General features: G+C 59.9%; 16 protein-coding genes and 1 pseudogene. 12 read left to right on the top strand and 5 right to left on the bottom strand.

The window, feature by feature from the left end; genetic code table 11:
- Positions 1–57 precede the first annotated feature (57 nt).
- Both K7431_RS26955 and K7431_RS26950 read right to left on the bottom strand, forming a co-directional pair.
- Entirely contained in the window at positions 58–1,737 is a 1,680-nt protein-coding gene (locus tag K7431_RS26955; protein ID WP_015886432.1) for a GspE/PulE family protein, read from the bottom strand.
- Positions 1,738–1,819: 82 nt separating this feature from the next.
- Positions 1,820–2,158, bottom strand: coding sequence for a hypothetical protein (locus K7431_RS26950; RefSeq protein WP_015886431.1), 339 nt, complete (start codon positions 2,156–2,158; stop codon positions 1,820–1,822).
- A gap of 127 nt (positions 2,159–2,285) precedes the next feature.
- Here K7431_RS26950 and K7431_RS26945 point away from each other — a divergent pair, with 127 nt between their 5' ends.
- Positions 2,286–2,756 carry an Lrp/AsnC family transcriptional regulator gene (locus K7431_RS26945; protein ID WP_015886430.1) on the top strand — a complete coding sequence of 157 codons (471 nt, stop codon included), beginning with the start codon at positions 2,286–2,288 and terminating at the stop codon, positions 2,754–2,756.
- An 85-nt stretch (positions 2,757–2,841) separates the two neighbouring features.
- Here the strand turns inward: K7431_RS26945 and K7431_RS26940 are convergent, their stop codons facing one another.
- Entirely contained in the window at positions 2,842–4,209 is a 1,368-nt protein-coding gene (locus K7431_RS26940) for a CYTH domain-containing protein (RefSeq protein ID WP_015886429.1), read from the bottom strand.
- A gap of 158 nt (positions 4,210–4,367) precedes the next feature.
- On the opposite strand from K7431_RS26940, the gene argE reads away from it, so the two are divergent.
- The gene (argE, locus tag K7431_RS26935; RefSeq protein ID WP_015886428.1) at positions 4,368–5,516 is read left to right on the top strand and encodes an acetylornithine deacetylase; all 1,149 of its coding nucleotides are present in this window, start codon (positions 4,368–4,370) and stop codon (positions 5,514–5,516) included.
- Between the two features lie 135 nt (positions 5,517–5,651).
- Positions 5,652–6,953 (top strand): amino-acid N-acetyltransferase, encoded by a 1,302-nt coding sequence (gene argA / locus K7431_RS26930; RefSeq protein WP_015886427.1) that lies wholly within the window; start codon positions 5,652–5,654, stop codon positions 6,951–6,953.
- Positions 6,954–7,119: 166 nt separating this feature from the next.
- Here argA and K7431_RS26925 read toward each other — a convergent pair.
- Positions 7,120–7,491, bottom strand: a pseudogene (locus tag K7431_RS26925) (ABC transporter substrate-binding protein); the annotation flags it as partial.
- A gap of 370 nt (positions 7,492–7,861) precedes the next feature.
- Here K7431_RS26925 and K7431_RS26920 point away from each other — a divergent pair.
- The 8 genes from K7431_RS26920 (at position 7,862) to K7431_RS26885 (ending at position 15,128) form a co-directional block, all read left to right on the top strand.
- On the top strand, positions 7,862–9,235 hold the full coding sequence (locus K7431_RS26920) for an OprD family porin (protein ID WP_015886426.1): 1,374 nt from the start codon (positions 7,862–7,864) through the stop codon (positions 9,233–9,235).
- 273 nt (positions 9,236–9,508) lie between these two features.
- Positions 9,509–10,147 (top strand): peroxiredoxin, encoded by a 639-nt coding sequence (locus K7431_RS26915; RefSeq protein WP_015886425.1) that lies wholly within the window; start codon positions 9,509–9,511, stop codon positions 10,145–10,147.
- 305 nt (positions 10,148–10,452) lie between these two features.
- Entirely contained in the window at positions 10,453–11,046 is a 594-nt protein-coding gene (gene ssuE, locus K7431_RS26910) for an NADPH-dependent FMN reductase (RefSeq protein ID WP_015886424.1), read from the top strand.
- Positions 11,047–11,140: 94 nt separating this feature from the next.
- A complete protein-coding gene (locus tag K7431_RS26905) occupies positions 11,141–12,109 on the top strand; it encodes a sulfonate ABC transporter substrate-binding protein (protein WP_015886423.1) in 969 nt (322 codons plus the stop codon).
- 25 nt (positions 12,110–12,134) lie between these two features.
- Positions 12,135–13,283, top strand: coding sequence for an FMNH2-dependent alkanesulfonate monooxygenase (gene ssuD / locus K7431_RS26900; RefSeq protein ID WP_015886422.1), 1,149 nt, complete (start codon positions 12,135–12,137; stop codon positions 13,281–13,283).
- Between the two features lie 9 nt (positions 13,284–13,292).
- Positions 13,293–14,081 carry an aliphatic sulfonate ABC transporter permease SsuC gene (ssuC, locus tag K7431_RS26895; protein ID WP_015886421.1) on the top strand — a complete coding sequence of 263 codons (789 nt, stop codon included), beginning with the start codon at positions 13,293–13,295 and terminating at the stop codon, positions 14,079–14,081.
- Positions 14,078–14,884 (top strand): aliphatic sulfonates ABC transporter ATP-binding protein, encoded by an 807-nt coding sequence (ssuB, locus tag K7431_RS26890; RefSeq protein WP_015886420.1) that lies wholly within the window; start codon positions 14,078–14,080, stop codon positions 14,882–14,884. The genes ssuC and ssuB overlap by 4 nt, the downstream gene beginning before the upstream one ends.
- A gap of 28 nt (positions 14,885–14,912) precedes the next feature.
- Positions 14,913–15,128: a TOBE domain-containing protein gene (locus K7431_RS26885; RefSeq protein ID WP_003213899.1), complete on the top strand. Its 216-nt coding sequence runs from the start codon at positions 14,913–14,915 to the stop codon at positions 15,126–15,128.
- A gap of 115 nt (positions 15,129–15,243) precedes the next feature.
- Here K7431_RS26885 and K7431_RS26880 read toward each other — a convergent pair whose 3' ends face one another.
- Positions 15,244–15,873, bottom strand: a complete 630-nt coding sequence (locus K7431_RS26880; protein WP_015886419.1) for a TetR/AcrR family transcriptional regulator — start codon at positions 15,871–15,873, stop codon at positions 15,244–15,246.
- Between the two features lie 142 nt (positions 15,874–16,015).
- On the opposite strand from K7431_RS26880, the gene K7431_RS26875 reads away from it, so the two are divergent.
- A partial coding sequence (locus tag K7431_RS26875) for a transposase (protein ID WP_224265902.1) occupies positions 16,016–16,193 on the top strand: 178 nt, incomplete at its 3' end.

The following is a 16,193-nucleotide window of genomic DNA, read 5'->3' as shown; positions in this document are numbered from 1 at the left end:
TGTCAGTGAAACGACGTTCGGCCGATTGTAACGGTGTTGTCACCGATAAGAACGGTTTCACCGCGTAACAAACAAAGGATTTGTTACCGAATCCCCAGGGGTCACCCGCAATACCTCCGCCAGGGTGGTCAGCCCTGCCTGGACCTTTTGCACGCCAGCCATGCGCAGGCTGCACATACCTTGTGCCACCGCCGCCTGACGCAGCGCCTGCACGTCGGCGCCGGGCGTGATCAGCGTCTTCAGTGCTTCGTTCAACACCATGATTTCGTATACGCCGGCGCGTCCCCGATAACCGCTGTTTCGACATTCAACGCACCCCACGGCCTCATGCACGTCATCCCGTGCACGCTTGCAGTGGGGGCACAAAACCCGTACCAAGCGCTGCGCCATCACGCCCAGTAGCGTTGCTTTGATCAAATAATGAGCAACTCCCAGTTCCTGCAAGCGGCTGATGGCACTGGGTGCATCGTTGGTATGCAGGGTCGACAGCACCAAGTGTCCGGTCAACGCGGCTTGGATCGCCATTTCAGCAGTTTCCTGGTCGCGAATCTCGCCGATCATGATGATGTCCGGGTCCTGGCGCAGCAGGGCGCGGATGCCGCTGGCGAAGGTCAGGTCGATGTTTTGCTGCACCTGCATCTGGTTGAACGCCGGCTCGACCATCTCGACCGGGTCTTCCACGGTGCACAGGTTGACCTCCCGGGTCGCCAGTTGCCTGAGCGTCGTGTAGAGGGTGCTGGTCTTGCCCGAACCGGTAGGGCCGGTGACCAGTATGATGCCATTGGTCTGGCTGGTCATGGCGTGCCAGCGCTGTTGGTCATCAGCAGACAAGCCCAACTGGTCAAAGCCTTTGAGCAGCACCTGCGGGTCGAAGATCCGCATCACCAGCTTCTCGCCAAACGCCGTGGGCAAGGTGGAAAGGCGCAGCTCCACTTCCGCGCCTGTCGGGCTTTTGGTCTTGACCCGGCCGTCCTGGGGCCGGCGTTTTTCCGCCACGTTCATACGGCCCAGGCTTTTCAGGCGGCTGACCACCGCCATCGTGACCTGGGGCGGAAACTGATAGACGTCATGCAGCAGCCCGTCGATACGAAAGCGTACCCGGCCCTGTTCGCGGCACGGCTCGATGTGGATATCACTGGCACGCTGTGCGAAGGCGTACTGCAACAACCAGTCGACGATGTTGACGATATGCGCGTCATTGGCATCCGGCTCTTGCTCGCTGGCGCCGAGGTTGAGCAATTCGACATGGCCAGGCGCCGCGACCTTTTGGTCGGCACCGCTGACGGATTTGGCCAGCCGGTAAAACTCGCCGATGCAGCGCGCGATGTCCTGCGGGTTGGCCACCACGCGTTTGATCGAACGCTTGAGCACCTGCGCCAGCCCGGCTTCCCAGCTGGTGATGTGGGGTTGGGCGCTGGCGACAGTGACGGTCTGCGCGTCCACCGCCACCGCGAGAATGGCATGACGTTGGGCGAACGCGTGAGACATCAGCGGCACCACGGCTGCCACGTCGATCTTCAATGGGTCGATACGCAGATAGGGTTGCCCGGCATGCTGGGCAAGCCATTCGGTCAGGGTTTCCAGGTTGGGGCCTTGGGCTGCGATGCTCTCCAGGGGATGCTGGCTGTTGCTGGCCGGCAGCGCCGACAAGCGCTGCGCCACTTCGGGTGTGATCAGGCGCCCGTCGACCAAAGCCGGCAACAGCTGATGCAGTTCCAATCGTTGATCAACAAGCATGAAGGTTTTCCTGGGGCAATGGGTGTAAACCCCAGGCTAGTCAGCCTCTGAATATCCACCTCCCAGCGTGTATTGCAGGTTTTTACTGCGCGACGGCCATCACCGCCTGAGGCCCCGCCGAATCAGCCGACCACACGTCGAGCGAGCACACGCTGATCAGGTTTCGAATCTTTTCACCGATCACCTGGGCGCGGTGCCAGCTCAAGCCATCCATCAGGATGTTGATGTTAAGCAGGTCATCTTCCCTGTTCACCGTGACCTGTCGCGGCGTGAGGCATTGCAGGGCGAAATAGTTGAGCACCCGGCACAACACATCCGGTTCCGCCTCGGCGACGATGCGGTAGTGCGCCTGGCAGTGGGCACTGTTGACGGCCCACGCATCGACGCGGGTTACAGGGTGGGTGGTTTCGATGGCGTGCATGCTGGCTCTCCAGATTCGACTGGAGAAATTTTTACATTCGCTAACGGAGATTTCTTATCTAAGATGAGCCTTTTGTGCGATTAATCGAATCGTATAATTCAAGATAAGCACAATAAAAGGTATTTATATGCACAGCCAGTTGGACGCCTACGACCGCCGTATCCTGGCCCTGTTGCAAGAAGACGCCTCGCTCTCCAGTGCGCAGATCGCCGAACAGGTCGGCCTGTCTCAATCGCCGTGCTGGCGACGGATCCAACGGCTCAAGGAAGAGGGCGTGATTCGCGGTCAAGTGACCTTGCTGGACCGCAAGAAGATCGGCCTCAACACGCAGATTTTCGCCGAGGTGAAACTCAACGCCCACGGTCGCTCCAACTTCACCGAGTTCACCGACGCGATTCGCGGGTTTCCGGAAGTGCTGGAGTGTTATGTGCTGATGGGGGCGGTGGATTTTCTGCTGCGTATCGTCACCTCGGACATCGAGGCCTATGAGCGGTTTTTCTTTGAAAAGCTGTCGATGGTGCCGGGGATTCAGGAAGTTAATTCGATTGTGGCGTTGTCGGAGATCAAATCCACTACCAGCCTGCCGGTCTTGCGCTGACCGGACCGGCCTCATCGGGAGCAAGCTCCCTCCCACATTTGGAATGCATTTCAATGTGGGACAGGGCTTGCTCCTGATGGCGATCTTACAGACGCAGCAACATCTTCCACGCACGGTTCTGGTACACCGCAATCGCCTGATGCATCCGCGCATCCAGCGACTCGTCGGTGATCGGCTGGTTGGCCAGTTGCACCAACTTGTTCAGCTCGCCGTACAGGCGGTCCAGTTCCGGAATATCCACCACCTGGCGCGCATGGTGCAGCCAGGCCTGGATGCGTTCGATGCGCGGCAGCTGCTCAGCCAGGTCTTCCGGCTGTTGCTGGTAGCGCGGCAGTTGCAGGGCGACGGCATCGTCGGCCAGCAGGCGTGGCAGCCAGTTGGTGATTTGCGCAGCGCCTTGGCGGTTGCCGCGTACGTTGCGGTCGGCGGTCCAGGTGCGGGCCAGCAGCCAGCGCGAAGCGTTCAGTGAGAACAGGCCCCAACGCACGTCGTCCAATTCTTCGATGAACTGTTCCGGTGCGGCTTTGCGAATGTCTTCGTCGTCATCACCGGCTTGCACCAGCGGGCGCCAGTCTTCCAGCAGGGCGTCGAGTGCGCTGCGCAGTTCGCTGGTGGATTGGCGCGGTGCCGCCTGACCGAGGCTACCGATCAGGGCGCGCAGTTCGCCGAGGTTGTCGACCCAGTCCTGCAGCAGGCGCCAGTGGCCATTAAAACGGTATTGCTCGGCCAGGCGCTGGCTGCTGCCAAGCAAGTGCCACATGATCGCGGCGAAGGCGTCGTCCAGCGGCATTTCGGCCTGCAGTTGCGGCGCCGGCAGGCTCAAGGAGTAGCTGCTGGCGTCGTACAGGCGATAGCCACGCTCGGCTTTGCTGATGTCGCATGGCATCAAGGCAAGGGTGGCGGCCAGTTCGGCGGCGAGTTCCAGCAGGGCAGCCGGTTCGCCTTCGCGCAGTTCCAGTTCCAGCTCACAGATTTCTTCTTTCTGCTTGCCGACCACCACATGGCCCAGGTCCAGGGCGGCTTCGATGACCACCTTGGCCTTGCCACGGCCCCAGGCGATTTCGGCGCGTTCACGCACGAAGTCGGTGGTGAAGATCGGCTTGAGGGTCTTTTTGTCCAGCTCGGCCAACTGCTCTGGCCAGCATTCGCCGTCGAGCTTCTTCACGTCGAGCTTGGCTTTGGGCAGTTCCCAGTTGTATTCGTTACGTTCCGACAGGCCGGCGACGCTCTGGCCACGGGTCTTGAGGGTCTGGATGATGTCGTCACCGTCCTTGCGCAGGCGCAGGGCGACTTTGGCCTGGGCCAGGTCGCGCTCGGGGGTGTCGAAGTATTGGTTCATCAACTCACGGCGTTCCCAGCCACTTTTGTTGCGTTTTTTCAGTAGCGGGTGCTCACGTAGCGCGGCGAGTGTTTCGCGGCTGACGCGGAGCTTGATTTCGGTTTCTTTCTGCATGGCCGGAAAATCCAGGATCGGGAGCGCAGCCGGGGAAAAGTGTGGCTGCCAAGGTCGTGCAGTGTACAGGACTGAGCCCGGCAACGTGCCGCAACGGTTTATTGTGTTGTGCAGATGCCTCTATAGTGAGGTTCATCCGGGAAGTTGAGAGACCGCGCATGCCGTTACCGTCCATGAAAGAGCAGTTCGCCGCACTGGTTGCCGCGCCTTCGGTCAGTTGCACCCAAGCGTCTCTCGACCAGACCAACCGCCCGGTGATCGATTTGCTTGCCAGCTGGTTGGGAGACCTGGGCTTCGCCATCGACATCCAACACGTCAGCCCCGGCAAGTTCAACCTGCTCGCCAGTTTTGGCAGCGGCCCCGGCGGCCTGGTGCTGGCGGGGCATAGCGACACCGTCCCTTATGACGCCGCGTTGTGGAAAACTGATCCGCTCAAACTGACGGAAGTCGACGGTCGCTGGGTAGGATTGGGCAGTTGCGACATGAAGGGCTTTTTCGCGCTGGCCATCGAAGCGGTATTGCCGCTGCTGGACCAACCGTTCAAGCAGCCGCTGCTGATCCTCGCGACCTGCGATGAAGAAAGCTCGATGTCCGGCGCGCGCGCACTGGCCGAGGCGGGTCGCCCCCTGGGCCGTGCGGCCGTGATCGGCGAGCCCACCGGCCTCAAGCCGGTCCGACTGCACAAAGGCGTGATGATGGAGCGCATCGACATTCTTGGGCAAAGCGGCCACTCGTCGGACCCGCGCCTGGGTCACAGTGCCCTGGAAGCCATGCACGACGCCATTGGCGAACTGCGTGGTTTGCGCCTGGCCTGGCAGCGGGAGTACCGCAACCCGCAATTCAGTGTGCCCCAGCCGACCATGAACTTCGGTTGCATCCACGGCGGTGACAACCCCAACCGCATCTGCGGCCAATGCTCCCTGGAATTCGACCTGCGACCTTTGCCGGGCATGGATCCCGAAGTGCTGCGCGCGGCCATCCGGCAGAAGCTTGAACCCTTGGCCGAGCGCCATCAGGTCAAGATCGACTATGCGCCGCTGTTCCCCGAAGTGCCGCCGTTTGAGCAAGTCGAAGACGCCGAGCTGGTGCGGGTCGCGGAACGATTGACCGGTCATCGTGCCGAAGCAGTAGCGTTCGGCACCGAAGCGCCTTATCTTCAGCGCCTTGGTTGTGAAACCCTGGTGCTCGGCCCCGGCGACATCGCCTGCGCCCACCAGCCGGGCGAGTACCTCGAAATGTCACGCTTGACGCCTACAGTGCGTCTATTGCGGGAACTGATCGAACATTACTGCCTGAAACCTGCATAAATTAACCCCTGCCTATTCGTACATAGAAGGAGAGTGAGCGTGTCGCCAAGCCTGTTCCGACGATAACCATCAGCCCGCTGTGCGTTTTCACGACTCATCCTTTTTCGGCTGCTTTTTATTACAGGCCCAGGTTCCATGCCCGAATACGTCAATTGGCTTCGTCACGCTTCGCCCTACATCAACGCTCACCGGGACTGCACCTTTGTGGTCATGCTGCCCGGCGATGGTGTGGAACATCCTAACTTCGGCAATATCGTCCACGACCTGGTGCTGCTCCACAGCCTCGGCGTGCGACTGGTGCTGGTGCACGGTTCGCGCCCACAGATTGAGGTGCGCCTTGAAGCGCGTGGCCTGACTCCGACTTACCACGAAGGCATGCGCATCACCGATGCCGCGACACTGGAGTGTGTGATCGACGCCGTCGGCCACTTGCGTATCGCCATCGAAGCACGCCTGTCGATGGACATGGCCTCGTCGCCGATGCAGGGCTCGCGCCTGCGCGTGACCAGCGGCAATTTCGTAACCGCACGTCCTATCGGCGTACTGGAAGGCGTGGACTACCACCACACCGGCGAAGTGCGTCGTGTCGACCGCAAGGGCATCAACCGCCTGCTGGACGAACGCTCCATCGTGCTGCTGTCGCCGCTGGGGTATTCACCGACCGGTGAGATCTTCAACCTGGCCTGCGAAGACGTCGCTACCCGCGCTGCCATCGACCTGGGCGCCGACAAGCTGCTGCTGTTTGGTGCCGACCTGGGCTTGATCGATGAAAACGGTCGCCTGGTGCGCGAGTTGCGCCCGCAACAAGTGCCGGCTCACCTGCAACGCCTGGGCAGCAGCAACTACCAGGCCGAGTTGCTGGATGCGGCCGCCGAGGCCTGTCGGGGCGGCGTAGGACGCAGCCATATCGTCAGCTACGCCGAAGACGGGGCCTTGCTCACCGAACTGTTCACACGGGACGGCGGCGGTACGCTGGTGGCCCAGGAGCAGTTCGAACTGGTGCGTGAAGCGGCGATTGAAGATGTCGGCGGCTTGCTCGACCTGATCAGCCCGCTGGAAGAGCAGGGCATCCTGGTGCGCCGTTCGCGCGAAGTGCTTGAGCGTGAGATCGAGCAGTTCAGCGTGGTGGAGCGCGAAGGCATGATCATCGCCTGTGCGGCGTTGTATCAGATCGCCGATTCGGATGCGGGTGAGCTGGCCTGCCTGGCGGTGAACCCGGAATACCGCCACGGCGCCCGGGGTGATGTGTTGCTGGAGCGTATCCAGACCCGTGCGCGGGCGCAGGGGTTGAAGACCTTGTTCGTGCTTACCACGCGTACCGCCCACTGGTTCCGTGAGCGCGGCTTTGTGCCGAGCAGTGTGGACCGTCTGCCGTCGGCGCGGGCGTCGCTGTACAACTATCAGCGTAACTCGAAGATTTTCGAGAAGGCGCTCTAAACCCGATTTCGGGAACGACACAGGTTAAAAATGTGGGAACGGCCTTGCTCGCTCCCACATTGGATCTGAGGTGTCTGGGCGTCCGGCAATCGGACGCTGGCCAGCAGTTCGGAAATGTCCGTAGTGTTTTAGTCTGTCAGTTTCGAGATTTATTGCGCTGTCACCCGAACACCGCGTCGATTTCGCTACGTTTCCACTCAGCGGCAATTTCTGTCGCGTTCAGGTTCAACACATTCACTTTCCGAGCATGCAGGCCCCAAGGCTTCAGCGTGCCGAGCTGGCTTTTATGAGAGGTTGAGAGAATCGGTGTGGCGATGGTTCTTCCGATCAGGTCCTGGGCTGCGACATTGTGGCTGCCGTTATGCACCGCTCATGCTTCAGAAGTATTGATCTGGGCCGATACTAACGATGCAACGAGGGGTAGATTTCGTGAAGCCGCTGAGGTAGGCGATCGCAAATGGGCGGCTTTGACATCAAAAGAAAGAATTAGTGACACAAAAACTGTAACAAATTGACGGGAGGATATGCGTTTGGCCATGATGGCGTCGCGTTTTTGATCGTAGGTGACGTATGCAACCGTATGGCCACGCTATTCGATCTAAAAAGGCGTTAAGAAATACCTTTTAGGCATTAGCTAAGGGAGCGGTTGGTCTACCCTGACCTGTCCGCGTCACGAAATGGCTTATTCCCAAATCGTATGAAAAAGAATGAAACAATTCTTTTTGGGTGTATGAAAAACTCATTACCCTGCAGGGACCAAATCAACTGCGGTTAGACGAAGGTAGTAGACACACAAGGTTACGATTGACTTGTCAGTCACTATCCGGTGCTAATCGCGCATCTGTGGATCGAGGGCGTTAGACCCGAGACCTAAGAAATACAAAAATTAGAAATGAGAGGAGCGGTACATGAAGAAGTCCACCTTGGCTTTGGCTGTAGCTTTGGGCGCAATCGCCCAGCAAGCAGGCGCTGCCGGTTTCATCGATGACAGTAAAGTAACACTGGGTCTGCGTAACTTTTACATCAACACTGACAACCGTGACTCGGCTGCTGGCACTGCTGCCAACAAACGCGCCGGTGTTCAGAACAAGCAGGAAGAGTGGGGCCAAGGCTTCGACCTGCGCTTCATCTCCGGCTACACCCAAGGCACTGTAGGCTTTGGTCTTGACGCTATTGGCCTGCTGGGTGTTCGCCTGGATTCCGGCGGCGGTACCAACGGCGCGACGGCCTCGTCTTACGGCGGCACCGTGTTCCCGAGCAAGTCCAATGGCGAAGCCGTTGATAACTACTCCAGCCTGGGCCTGACTGCCAAAGCCAAGATCTCTCAGACAGAACTGAAGCTGGGTACTCTGCAACCTAAGCTGCCGGTTATCGTGACCAACGACGGTCGTCTGCTGCCGCAGACCTTCCAAGGTGGCCAGATCACTACCAACGACCTTAACAAAGACCTGACGCTGGTTGCCGGTCAGATCGAAAAAGCCAAGGGCCGTAACTCCAGCAACGTCGACAACCTGTCGATCTCTGGCGCCAACTCTCGGGGCGCTTCTTGGCGTGACAGCAACAAGTTCTACTATGCCGGTGGTGACTACAAAATCACCAAAGACCTGACTGCCCAGTACTACTACGGCAACCTGGAAGATTTCTACAAGCAGCACTTCCTGGGTCTGACCCACAACTGGGCCATTGGTCCTGGCGTATTGAAGTCTGACCTGCGTTACTTCAACAGTTCCGACGACGGTAAAAACGGTCACGAATCTGCCTACTTCTCGTCGGGTAACTACAGCGGCGTCAACTCCGGTCGCGGCAAGGTTGATAACAACCTGTACAGCGGTCTGTTTCTGTACACCGTTGCCGGTCATACCTTCGGTGGTGGTTATCAAGTCAGCAATGGCAGCAGCGACTTCCCTTGGTTGAACCAAGGCGACGGCTCGTCCGCTTACCTGACCACTGACATGCAGATCGCCAAGTTCGCCCGTGCTGGCGAACGTACCTGGCAAGCTCGCTACTCTTACGACTTCGCCAAAGTTGGCGTCCCAGGCCTGACCGCTGGTGTTGTGTACCTCAAAGGTACCGACATTGACACCGTCAACGGTAGCCGCGCTGAGTTCACCGGACAGTCCGAGTGGGAGCGTGACATCACTGTTGCCTACGTCGTACCAGAAGGCGTGTTCAAAAACGTCGGTGTCGCTTGGAAAAACGCTATGTGGCGCAACGATGTTGCTGCCGCGCGCGATCAAGACGAAAACCGCGTCATCGTAAGCTACACCTACGCGTTCAAGTAACTGCGTAAAACCTTGCCCGGCGCAACGCCGGGCAAGGTGTCTTACTTTTCAAGTCGGGCTCAACCCCCGCAAGCCCTTCCTGAACCCCTCTGTGTACAGCGTCTCAAGGCCTTCTCAAACCTTGAAATGGATGTTGCTCCTCGCACGTACGCCCGTCCAATGAACAGATTTTTAATATTCCTTTATCGTCTAGATAAATCGATATTTATTCTTTTTAAATAATCCACAATCCATGCACAGTGGGCTCCATAAGCACTCACCAGGAGCCACACCATGAGCCTAAGACTGGGCGATATCGCCCCCGACTTCGAACAGGATTCCAGCGCCGGCAAGATTCGTTTCCACGAATGGCTGGGCGATAGCTGGGGTGTGTTGTTTTCCCACCCAGCGGACTTCACGCCGGTGTGCACCACCGAGCTGGGTTTCACCGCCAAACTCAAGGATGAATTCGCCCAGCGTGGCGTCAAGGCCATCGCCCTGTCGGTGGACCCGGTGGACTCGCACCACAAGTGGATCGAAGACATCAACGAAACCCAGAACACTGTCGTCAACTTCCCGATCCTGGCCGACGCCGATCGCAAAGTGTCCGACCTGTATGACCTGATCCACCCCAACGCCAGTGACACGCTCACCGTGCGTTCCTTGTTCGTGATCGACCCGAACAAGAAGATCCGCCTGACCATCACCTACCCGGCCAGCACCGGGCGCAACTTCCACGAAATCCTGCGGGTGATTGACTCGTTGCAACTCACCGACAACCACAAGGTCGCCACGCCTGCCAACTGGCAGGACGGTGATGAAGTGGTGATCGTGCCGTCGCTCAAGGATGAGGAAGAGATCAAGAAGCGCTTTCCGAAGGGGTATCGCGCAGTGAAGCCGTACCTGCGACTCACCCCGCAACCCAATCGTTAACGCGGATATAGGCATCGGGGGAAAGCCCCCCCTCCCACCGTTGACCGCATTCCCCTGTGGGAGGGGGCTTGCCCCTGATGGCGTCGTTCAATACACCGTCGTTGAAGCTGAATCACAACAAGGGTTTTCAGGCCGTTTCGACGGCCTTTTTTTCGCCTGGCGTTTAATCATCCTTATATGCATTTAAAGAATAAACAAATGAAAAAATAAGATTTAAAGATATATAAATCTGCTGATAAGGTCTGTTCCATCTTGGCGCCATCGCCACACAGCGAACCGCCGGCACTTGCTCAAGGAATTCCTGCATGTTGGTCGTAACACTTGGAGGCAGTCCCAGCCAGCGTTCCCGCTCCGGGGTGTTGCTGGATAAAACCCGTCAGTGGTTGCAAGACAAAGGCGTAGAAGTCGTGAGTTACCAGATACGGGACTTCCCGGCTGAGGACTTGCTGCATGCGCGCTTCGACAGCCCAAAGGTCATCGACCTGCTGCAACAAGTGGCTAACGCGGACGGTCTGGTGATCGCCACGCCGGTGTACAAGGCCTCATTCTCCGGCGCGCTGAAGACGGTGCTGGACCTGCTGCCCGAGCGCGCCCTGGCCCACAAGATCGTGTTGCCGATGGCGACCGGCGGCAGCATCGCGCATATGCTCGCGGTGGATTACGCGCTGAAACCGGTGTTGTCGGCGCTGAAAGCCCAGGAATTGCTCCACGGTATTTTTGCCGAAGACAGCCAGATCGCCTATGGCGAAGGCAGCGCCCAGGCGCAACTGGTGCCGGTGCTTGAACACCGTTTGCACGAGGCCCTGGAAACGCTCTACGGCGCCATGGCCCGTCGCCCGAAACCGCTGGACCCCCATGTGTTGAATGAACGTTTGTTGAGTGCTCGCTGGAGCATCTGAGCCTTACCGGATTTTGTAGTACTCACCTTACTCAGCCGCTAACGGCCAAGCAGGTGCAGCCAACCCCCTCATCGCATTATTTGGAGAGAGCGCCATGCGCACTGTCATCTTGCGTCGTGGTCTGGTCGCACTGTTTGCTGCGGCTGTGTCCTTCGGCGCCATTGTTCAAGCTCAAGCCGCCGAGACCCTGCGTATCGGTTATCAGAAGTACGGCACGCTGGTGCTGCTCAAAGCCAAGGGTTCCCTGGAAAAACGCCTCGCGGCCCAGGGCGTCAATGTCCAATGGACCGAGTTTCCGGGCGGCCCGCAACTGCTTGAAGGCCTGAACGTCGGCTCCATCGACTTCGGCGTGACCGGCGAAACCCCACCGGTATTCGCCCAGGCCGCCGGTGCCGACTTGCTCTACGTGGCCTACGAGCCGCCAGCGCCGACCAGCGAAGCAATCCTGGTGCCGAAAGATTCGCCGATCAAATCCGTGGCCGAACTCAAGGGCAAGAAAGTCGTGCTCAACAAAGGCTCCAACGTGCACTACCTGTTGGTACGTGCCCTGGAAGATGCCGGCCTGAAATACACCGACGTGCAGACCGTGTTCCTGCCGCCCGCCGATGCCCGTGCCGCCTTCGAGCGTGGCAGCGTGGACGCCTGGGTAATCTGGGACCCGTACCAGGCCGCCGCCGAGAAACAACTGCAGGCCCGCACCCTGCGTGACGGTACCGGCATCGCCGACAACCATCAGTTCTATCTGGCCACCAAGCCGTACGCTGAAAAACACCCTGAGGTGCTCAAGGCTCTGATCGAAGAAGTGCGCGCCGTGGGCGAGTGGTCCAAGGCCAACCCACAGGAAGTGACTGAACAAGTGGCGCCGCTGCTCGGCCTGCCGGCAGACATCACCCTGACCTCGGTGAAGCGCCAAGGCTACGGCGCACTGTTCCTGACCCCGGAAGTGGTGGCGGCCCAGCAGAAAATCGCCGACAGCTTCTACCAACTCAAATTGATCCCCAAGCCCTTGAGCATCAAGGACGTGATCTGGACGCCACCCGCCGCCGTGGCTAAAGCGCCGTAATCCGACTTCTTCAGGAGACAACTCCATGAGCCTCAATATTTTCTGGTTCCTGCCTACCCACGGCGACGGCCATTACCTTGGCACCGCCGAAGGCGCTCGCGCCGTTGACCACGGTTACCTGCAGCAAGTGGCCCAGGCCGCTGATCGCCTGGGTTTCGGCGGGGTGCTGATCCCGACCGGGCGTTCGTGCGAAGACTCGTGGCTGGTGGCCGCTTCGCTGATCCCGGTGACCCAGCGTTTGAAATTCCTCGTCGCGCTGCGCCCTGGGATCATTTCCCCGACGGTGGCGGCACGTCAGGCCGCGACCCTCGACCGCCTGTCCGGCGGCCGTGCGTTGTTCAACTTGGTCACCGGTGGTGATCCGGAAGAATTGGCCGGCGACGGTCTGTTCCTCAGCCACGAAGAGCGTTACCAGGCCTCGGTGGAATTCACCCGTATCTGGCGTCGTGTGCTGGAAGGTGAAACCGTGGATTACGACGGCGAACACATCAGCGTCAAAGGCGCTAAGTTGCTTTACCCGCCGATCCAGCAACCGCGTCCGCCGTTGTACTTCGGCGGTTCCTCCGAAGCGGCCCAGGACCTGGCGGCCGAACAGGTGGAAATGGTCCTGACCTGGGGTGAGCCACCGGCCGCTGTCGCGGAAAAAATCGCACAGGTGCGGGCCAAGGCCGCGAAGCTGGGGCGCACGGTGCGCTTTGGTATTCGCCTGCATGTGATCGTGCGCGAAACCAACGATGAAGCGTGGAAAGCCGCCGATAAACTGATCTCCCACCTGGACGACGACACCATCGCCCGTGCCCAGGCCTCCCTGGCGCGCTTCGATTCTGTTGGCCAGCAACGCATGGCGGCCTTGCATGGCGGCAATCGCGACAACCTCGAGGTCAGCCCTAACCTGTGGGCCGGCGTCGGCCTGGTGCGCGGCGGTGCGGGCACCGCGCTGGTAGGCGATGGCCCAACCGTCGCGGCACGCGTGAAGGAATACGCAGCACTGGGCATCGACACCTTTATCTTCTCCGGTTATCCACACCTGGAAGAGTCGTATCGGGTGGCTGAGCTGTTGTTTCCCCACTTGGATATCGAACGTCCCGAGCTGCCGAAAAGCGCCGGGTACGTGAGCCCGTTCGGCGAAATGGTCGCCAACGACATCCTTCCTAAAGCTGCGTCACAGAGCTGAGGTGGCGCCATGAGTTTTGAAAAATTAAGCCACCGCGTCGCGCCCTGGGTGCTGCCGGTGTTGTTGCTGGCGGTGTGGCAGTTGTCGGTGTCGGCGGGTTGGTTGTCGACGCGTATTCTGCCGGCGCCCAGCGCCGTGATTGCAGCCGGCGTCCACCTGGTGGCCAGCGGAGAAATCTGGACCCACCTGGCCATCAGTGGCTGGCGCGCGGGCCTGGGTTTTGTGATCGGCGGCAGCATCGGCCTGGCCCTGGGGTTTATCACCGGCCTGTCGACGTGGGGCGAACGCCTGCTGGACAGCTCGGTGCAGATGATCCGCAACGTGCCACACCTGGCGTTGATTCCGCTGGTGATCCTGTGGTTTGGCATCGACGAGACGGCGAAGATTTTCCTCGTCGCGCTCGGCACGCTGTTCCCGATCTACCTCAACACGTACCACGGCATTCGCAACGTCGACCCGGCACTGGTGGAAATGTCGCGCAGCTACGGCTTGTCCGGGTTCAGCCTGTTCCGCCAGGTGATCCTGCCGGGCGCGCTGCCGTCGATCCTGGTGGGCGTGCGGTTTGCCCTGGGCTTTATGTGGTTGACGCTGATTGTAGCGGAAACCATTTCCGCCAGCTCCGGCATCGGTTACCTGGCGATGAATGCGCGTGAATTCCTGCAAACCGACGTGGTGGTGTTGGCCATCGTCATGTACGCCATCCTCGGCAAGCTCGCCGATCTGGCCGCTCGCGGCCTGGAGCGGGTGTGGCTGCGCTGGCACCCGGCGTATCAAGTGAATAAAGGAGGTGCGGCATGACAGCTCAACAACCCCCGCGCCTGCTCAAGGGCATCCCCCTGGCGGTGCGCAAGTTGCGCAAGGCCTTTGGCGCGCGCGAAGTGCTCAAGGACATCGACCTGCACATTCCTGCCGGCCAATTCGTGGCGGTGGTCGGTCGCAGTGGTTGCGGCAAAAGTACCTTGCTGCGCCTGCTGGCCGGCCTGGACAAAGCCAGCGGCGGCGAGCTGCTGGCCGGTTCCGCACCGCTAAGCGAAGCCATTGAAGACACGCGGCTGATGTTCCAGGAAGCGCGCCTGCTGCCGTGGAAAAAGATCATCGATAACGTCGGCCTGGGCCTTAAAGGCAACTGGCGCCCCAAAGCGTTGGAAGCCCTTGAGGCGGTCGGCCTGGCCGAACGTGCCAATGAATGGCCGGCGGCGCTGTCCGGCGGGCAGAAGCAACGGGTGGCCCTGGCCCGTGCGCTGATCCACCAACCGCGCTTGCTGCTGCTCGATGAACCGCTGGGCGCGCTGGATGCCCTGACCCGCATTGAGATGCAGCAACTGATCGAAAACCTCTGGCAGAAGCACGGTTTCACCGTGTTGCTGGTGACCCACGACGTCAGCGAAGCCGTGGCCATTGCCGACCGGGTGATCCTGATCGAAGACGGCGAAATCGGCCTCGACCTCATCGTCGACCTGCCGCGCCCACGTGCCCGGGGCTCACATCGCCTGGCCGCGCTGGAAGCCGAAGTGCTCAACCGTGTGTTGTCGTTACCCGGCACGCCGCCGGAACCCGAACCTGTTTCACCGCTGCCTACGCAATTGCGTTGGGCTCAATAACTCACTTGTCCCATGAAGGAAGAACAACATGACTATTAAAGCCATCAACGTGCGTAACCAGTTCAAAGGCACCATCAAGGAAATCGTCGAAGGCGACGTGCTGTCGGAAATCGACGTACAGACCGCGTCCGGCATCGTCACTTCCGTGATCACCACCCGCTCGGTCAAAGAGCTGGAGTTGGTGATTGGCAGCGAAGTGATCGCCTTCGTGAAGTCCACCGAGGTGTCGATTGCCAAGTTGTGATCGCGCCTGAGGCCGCCATCGGGGGCAAGCCCCCTCCCACATTTTGACCTGTGAATACATTCAAAAGGTGGGAGGGGGCTTGCCCCCGATGAGGCCGGCCCAGCCACCACACTACTCAGCGCTTGGGCAGGTACGCCGGCAAATAAAGCCCCACATACGCATCAAACACCCGCATCCCTTCCTCCGCCATGCGTGGCGTGATCAGCCCATGCTGATGCACCGAGCGCGCATACACGCGATCGCTCAGTTCCAGCGCCAGGGCAAACACGTCGACATCGCTGGGCAGTGTCGGCACTTCGAAGTGGCGATTGAACACGTCCAGCATCAAGTTCCCCAATTCCAGATCATGCTGGCGATCCGCCTGGGTGACCTCGGTCAGCCCGTGCTGGGCCAGGATCAACTGGCGTGCGGCGGCGTCCTCGTCGTAGATCGCGAGCATTCGTTGCTCGACGATGTAGGACAGATCACGCCAGTGCTTGAGTGAGTCGTGCTCGATGGGCGCCTGAATGGCCGCGCGGAATGCTGCGTGCACATCTGCTGTCAGCGCTTCCAGCAACGCGGGCACGCTGGCGAAAAAGTGATACACCGACGACGGCGGGATCTGCGCCCGTTCGGCCACGCTGTAGATCGACAAACCGGCCACGCCTTCGGCGGCCAGCAACGTGCGGGCGGCGTCGAGAATCGCGTCGATCCGGGCCTGGCTGCGGGCGCGGGGTTTGCGAGGGGCGGCGGGGCGGGTGGTCATGGAAGTCTCCTACAAGGCAGCGGGCATTGTATGAGCAGGAAGGTTTGTTGTCTGCCAAACCGCCATCGGGAGCAAGCTGAACTGGCCTAATGATCCCGGACACCTCTTAAGGGCGATATGATTCGCCCAATCAGGAGGTTCCATGCAAGAGCGAAAGACCTACACCCGCGAGTTCAAGCAACGTGCTGCAAGCATGGTTCTTGATGATAACTGCTCAGTTCCTGACGTCTGTGCATCGATGGACGTTGGTCCTACGGCTCTGCGCCGCTGGGTTGATCAGGTTCGTAAAGAGCGTCAGAAAGGGCAGCCAGTGGCAGGTA

Source organism: Pseudomonas fluorescens group sp. (assembly GCF_020093335.1).
Lineage (GTDB): Bacteria > Pseudomonadota > Gammaproteobacteria > Pseudomonadales > Pseudomonadaceae > Aquipseudomonas > Aquipseudomonas petroselini.
This window is presented reverse-complemented; position numbering and strand designations above follow the sequence as displayed.

What these genes read in the sequence shown, in the direction of transcription:
- K7431_RS26955 (WP_015886432.1), bottom strand. Translation starts at nt 1,737, where the DNA reads ATGCTTGTTGATCAACGATTGGAACTGCATCAGCTGTTGCCGGCTTTG.
- K7431_RS26950 (WP_015886431.1), bottom strand. Translation starts at nt 2,158, where the DNA reads ATGCACGCCATCGAAACCACCCACCCTGTAACCCGCGTCGATGCGTGG.
- K7431_RS26945 (WP_015886430.1), top strand. Translation starts at nt 2,286, where the DNA reads ATGCACAGCCAGTTGGACGCCTACGACCGCCGTATCCTGGCCCTGTTG.
- K7431_RS26940 (WP_015886429.1), bottom strand. Translation starts at nt 4,209, where the DNA reads ATGCAGAAAGAAACCGAAATCAAGCTCCGCGTCAGCCGCGAAACACTC.
- argE (WP_015886428.1), top strand. Translation starts at nt 4,368, where the DNA reads ATGCCGTTACCGTCCATGAAAGAGCAGTTCGCCGCACTGGTTGCCGCG.
- argA (WP_015886427.1), top strand. Translation starts at nt 5,652, where the DNA reads ATGCCCGAATACGTCAATTGGCTTCGTCACGCTTCGCCCTACATCAAC.
- K7431_RS26920 (WP_015886426.1), top strand. Translation starts at nt 7,862, where the DNA reads ATGAAGAAGTCCACCTTGGCTTTGGCTGTAGCTTTGGGCGCAATCGCC.
- K7431_RS26915 (WP_015886425.1), top strand. Translation starts at nt 9,509, where the DNA reads ATGAGCCTAAGACTGGGCGATATCGCCCCCGACTTCGAACAGGATTCC.
- ssuE (WP_015886424.1), top strand. Translation starts at nt 10,453, where the DNA reads ATGTTGGTCGTAACACTTGGAGGCAGTCCCAGCCAGCGTTCCCGCTCC.
- K7431_RS26905 (WP_015886423.1), top strand. Translation starts at nt 11,141, where the DNA reads ATGCGCACTGTCATCTTGCGTCGTGGTCTGGTCGCACTGTTTGCTGCG.
- ssuD (WP_015886422.1), top strand. Translation starts at nt 12,135, where the DNA reads ATGAGCCTCAATATTTTCTGGTTCCTGCCTACCCACGGCGACGGCCAT.
- ssuC (WP_015886421.1), top strand. Translation starts at nt 13,293, where the DNA reads ATGAGTTTTGAAAAATTAAGCCACCGCGTCGCGCCCTGGGTGCTGCCG.
- ssuB (WP_015886420.1), top strand. Translation starts at nt 14,078, where the DNA reads ATGACAGCTCAACAACCCCCGCGCCTGCTCAAGGGCATCCCCCTGGCG.
- K7431_RS26885 (WP_003213899.1), top strand. Translation starts at nt 14,913, where the DNA reads ATGACTATTAAAGCCATCAACGTGCGTAACCAGTTCAAAGGCACCATC.
- K7431_RS26880 (WP_015886419.1), bottom strand. Translation starts at nt 15,873, where the DNA reads ATGACCACCCGCCCCGCCGCCCCTCGCAAACCCCGCGCCCGCAGCCAG.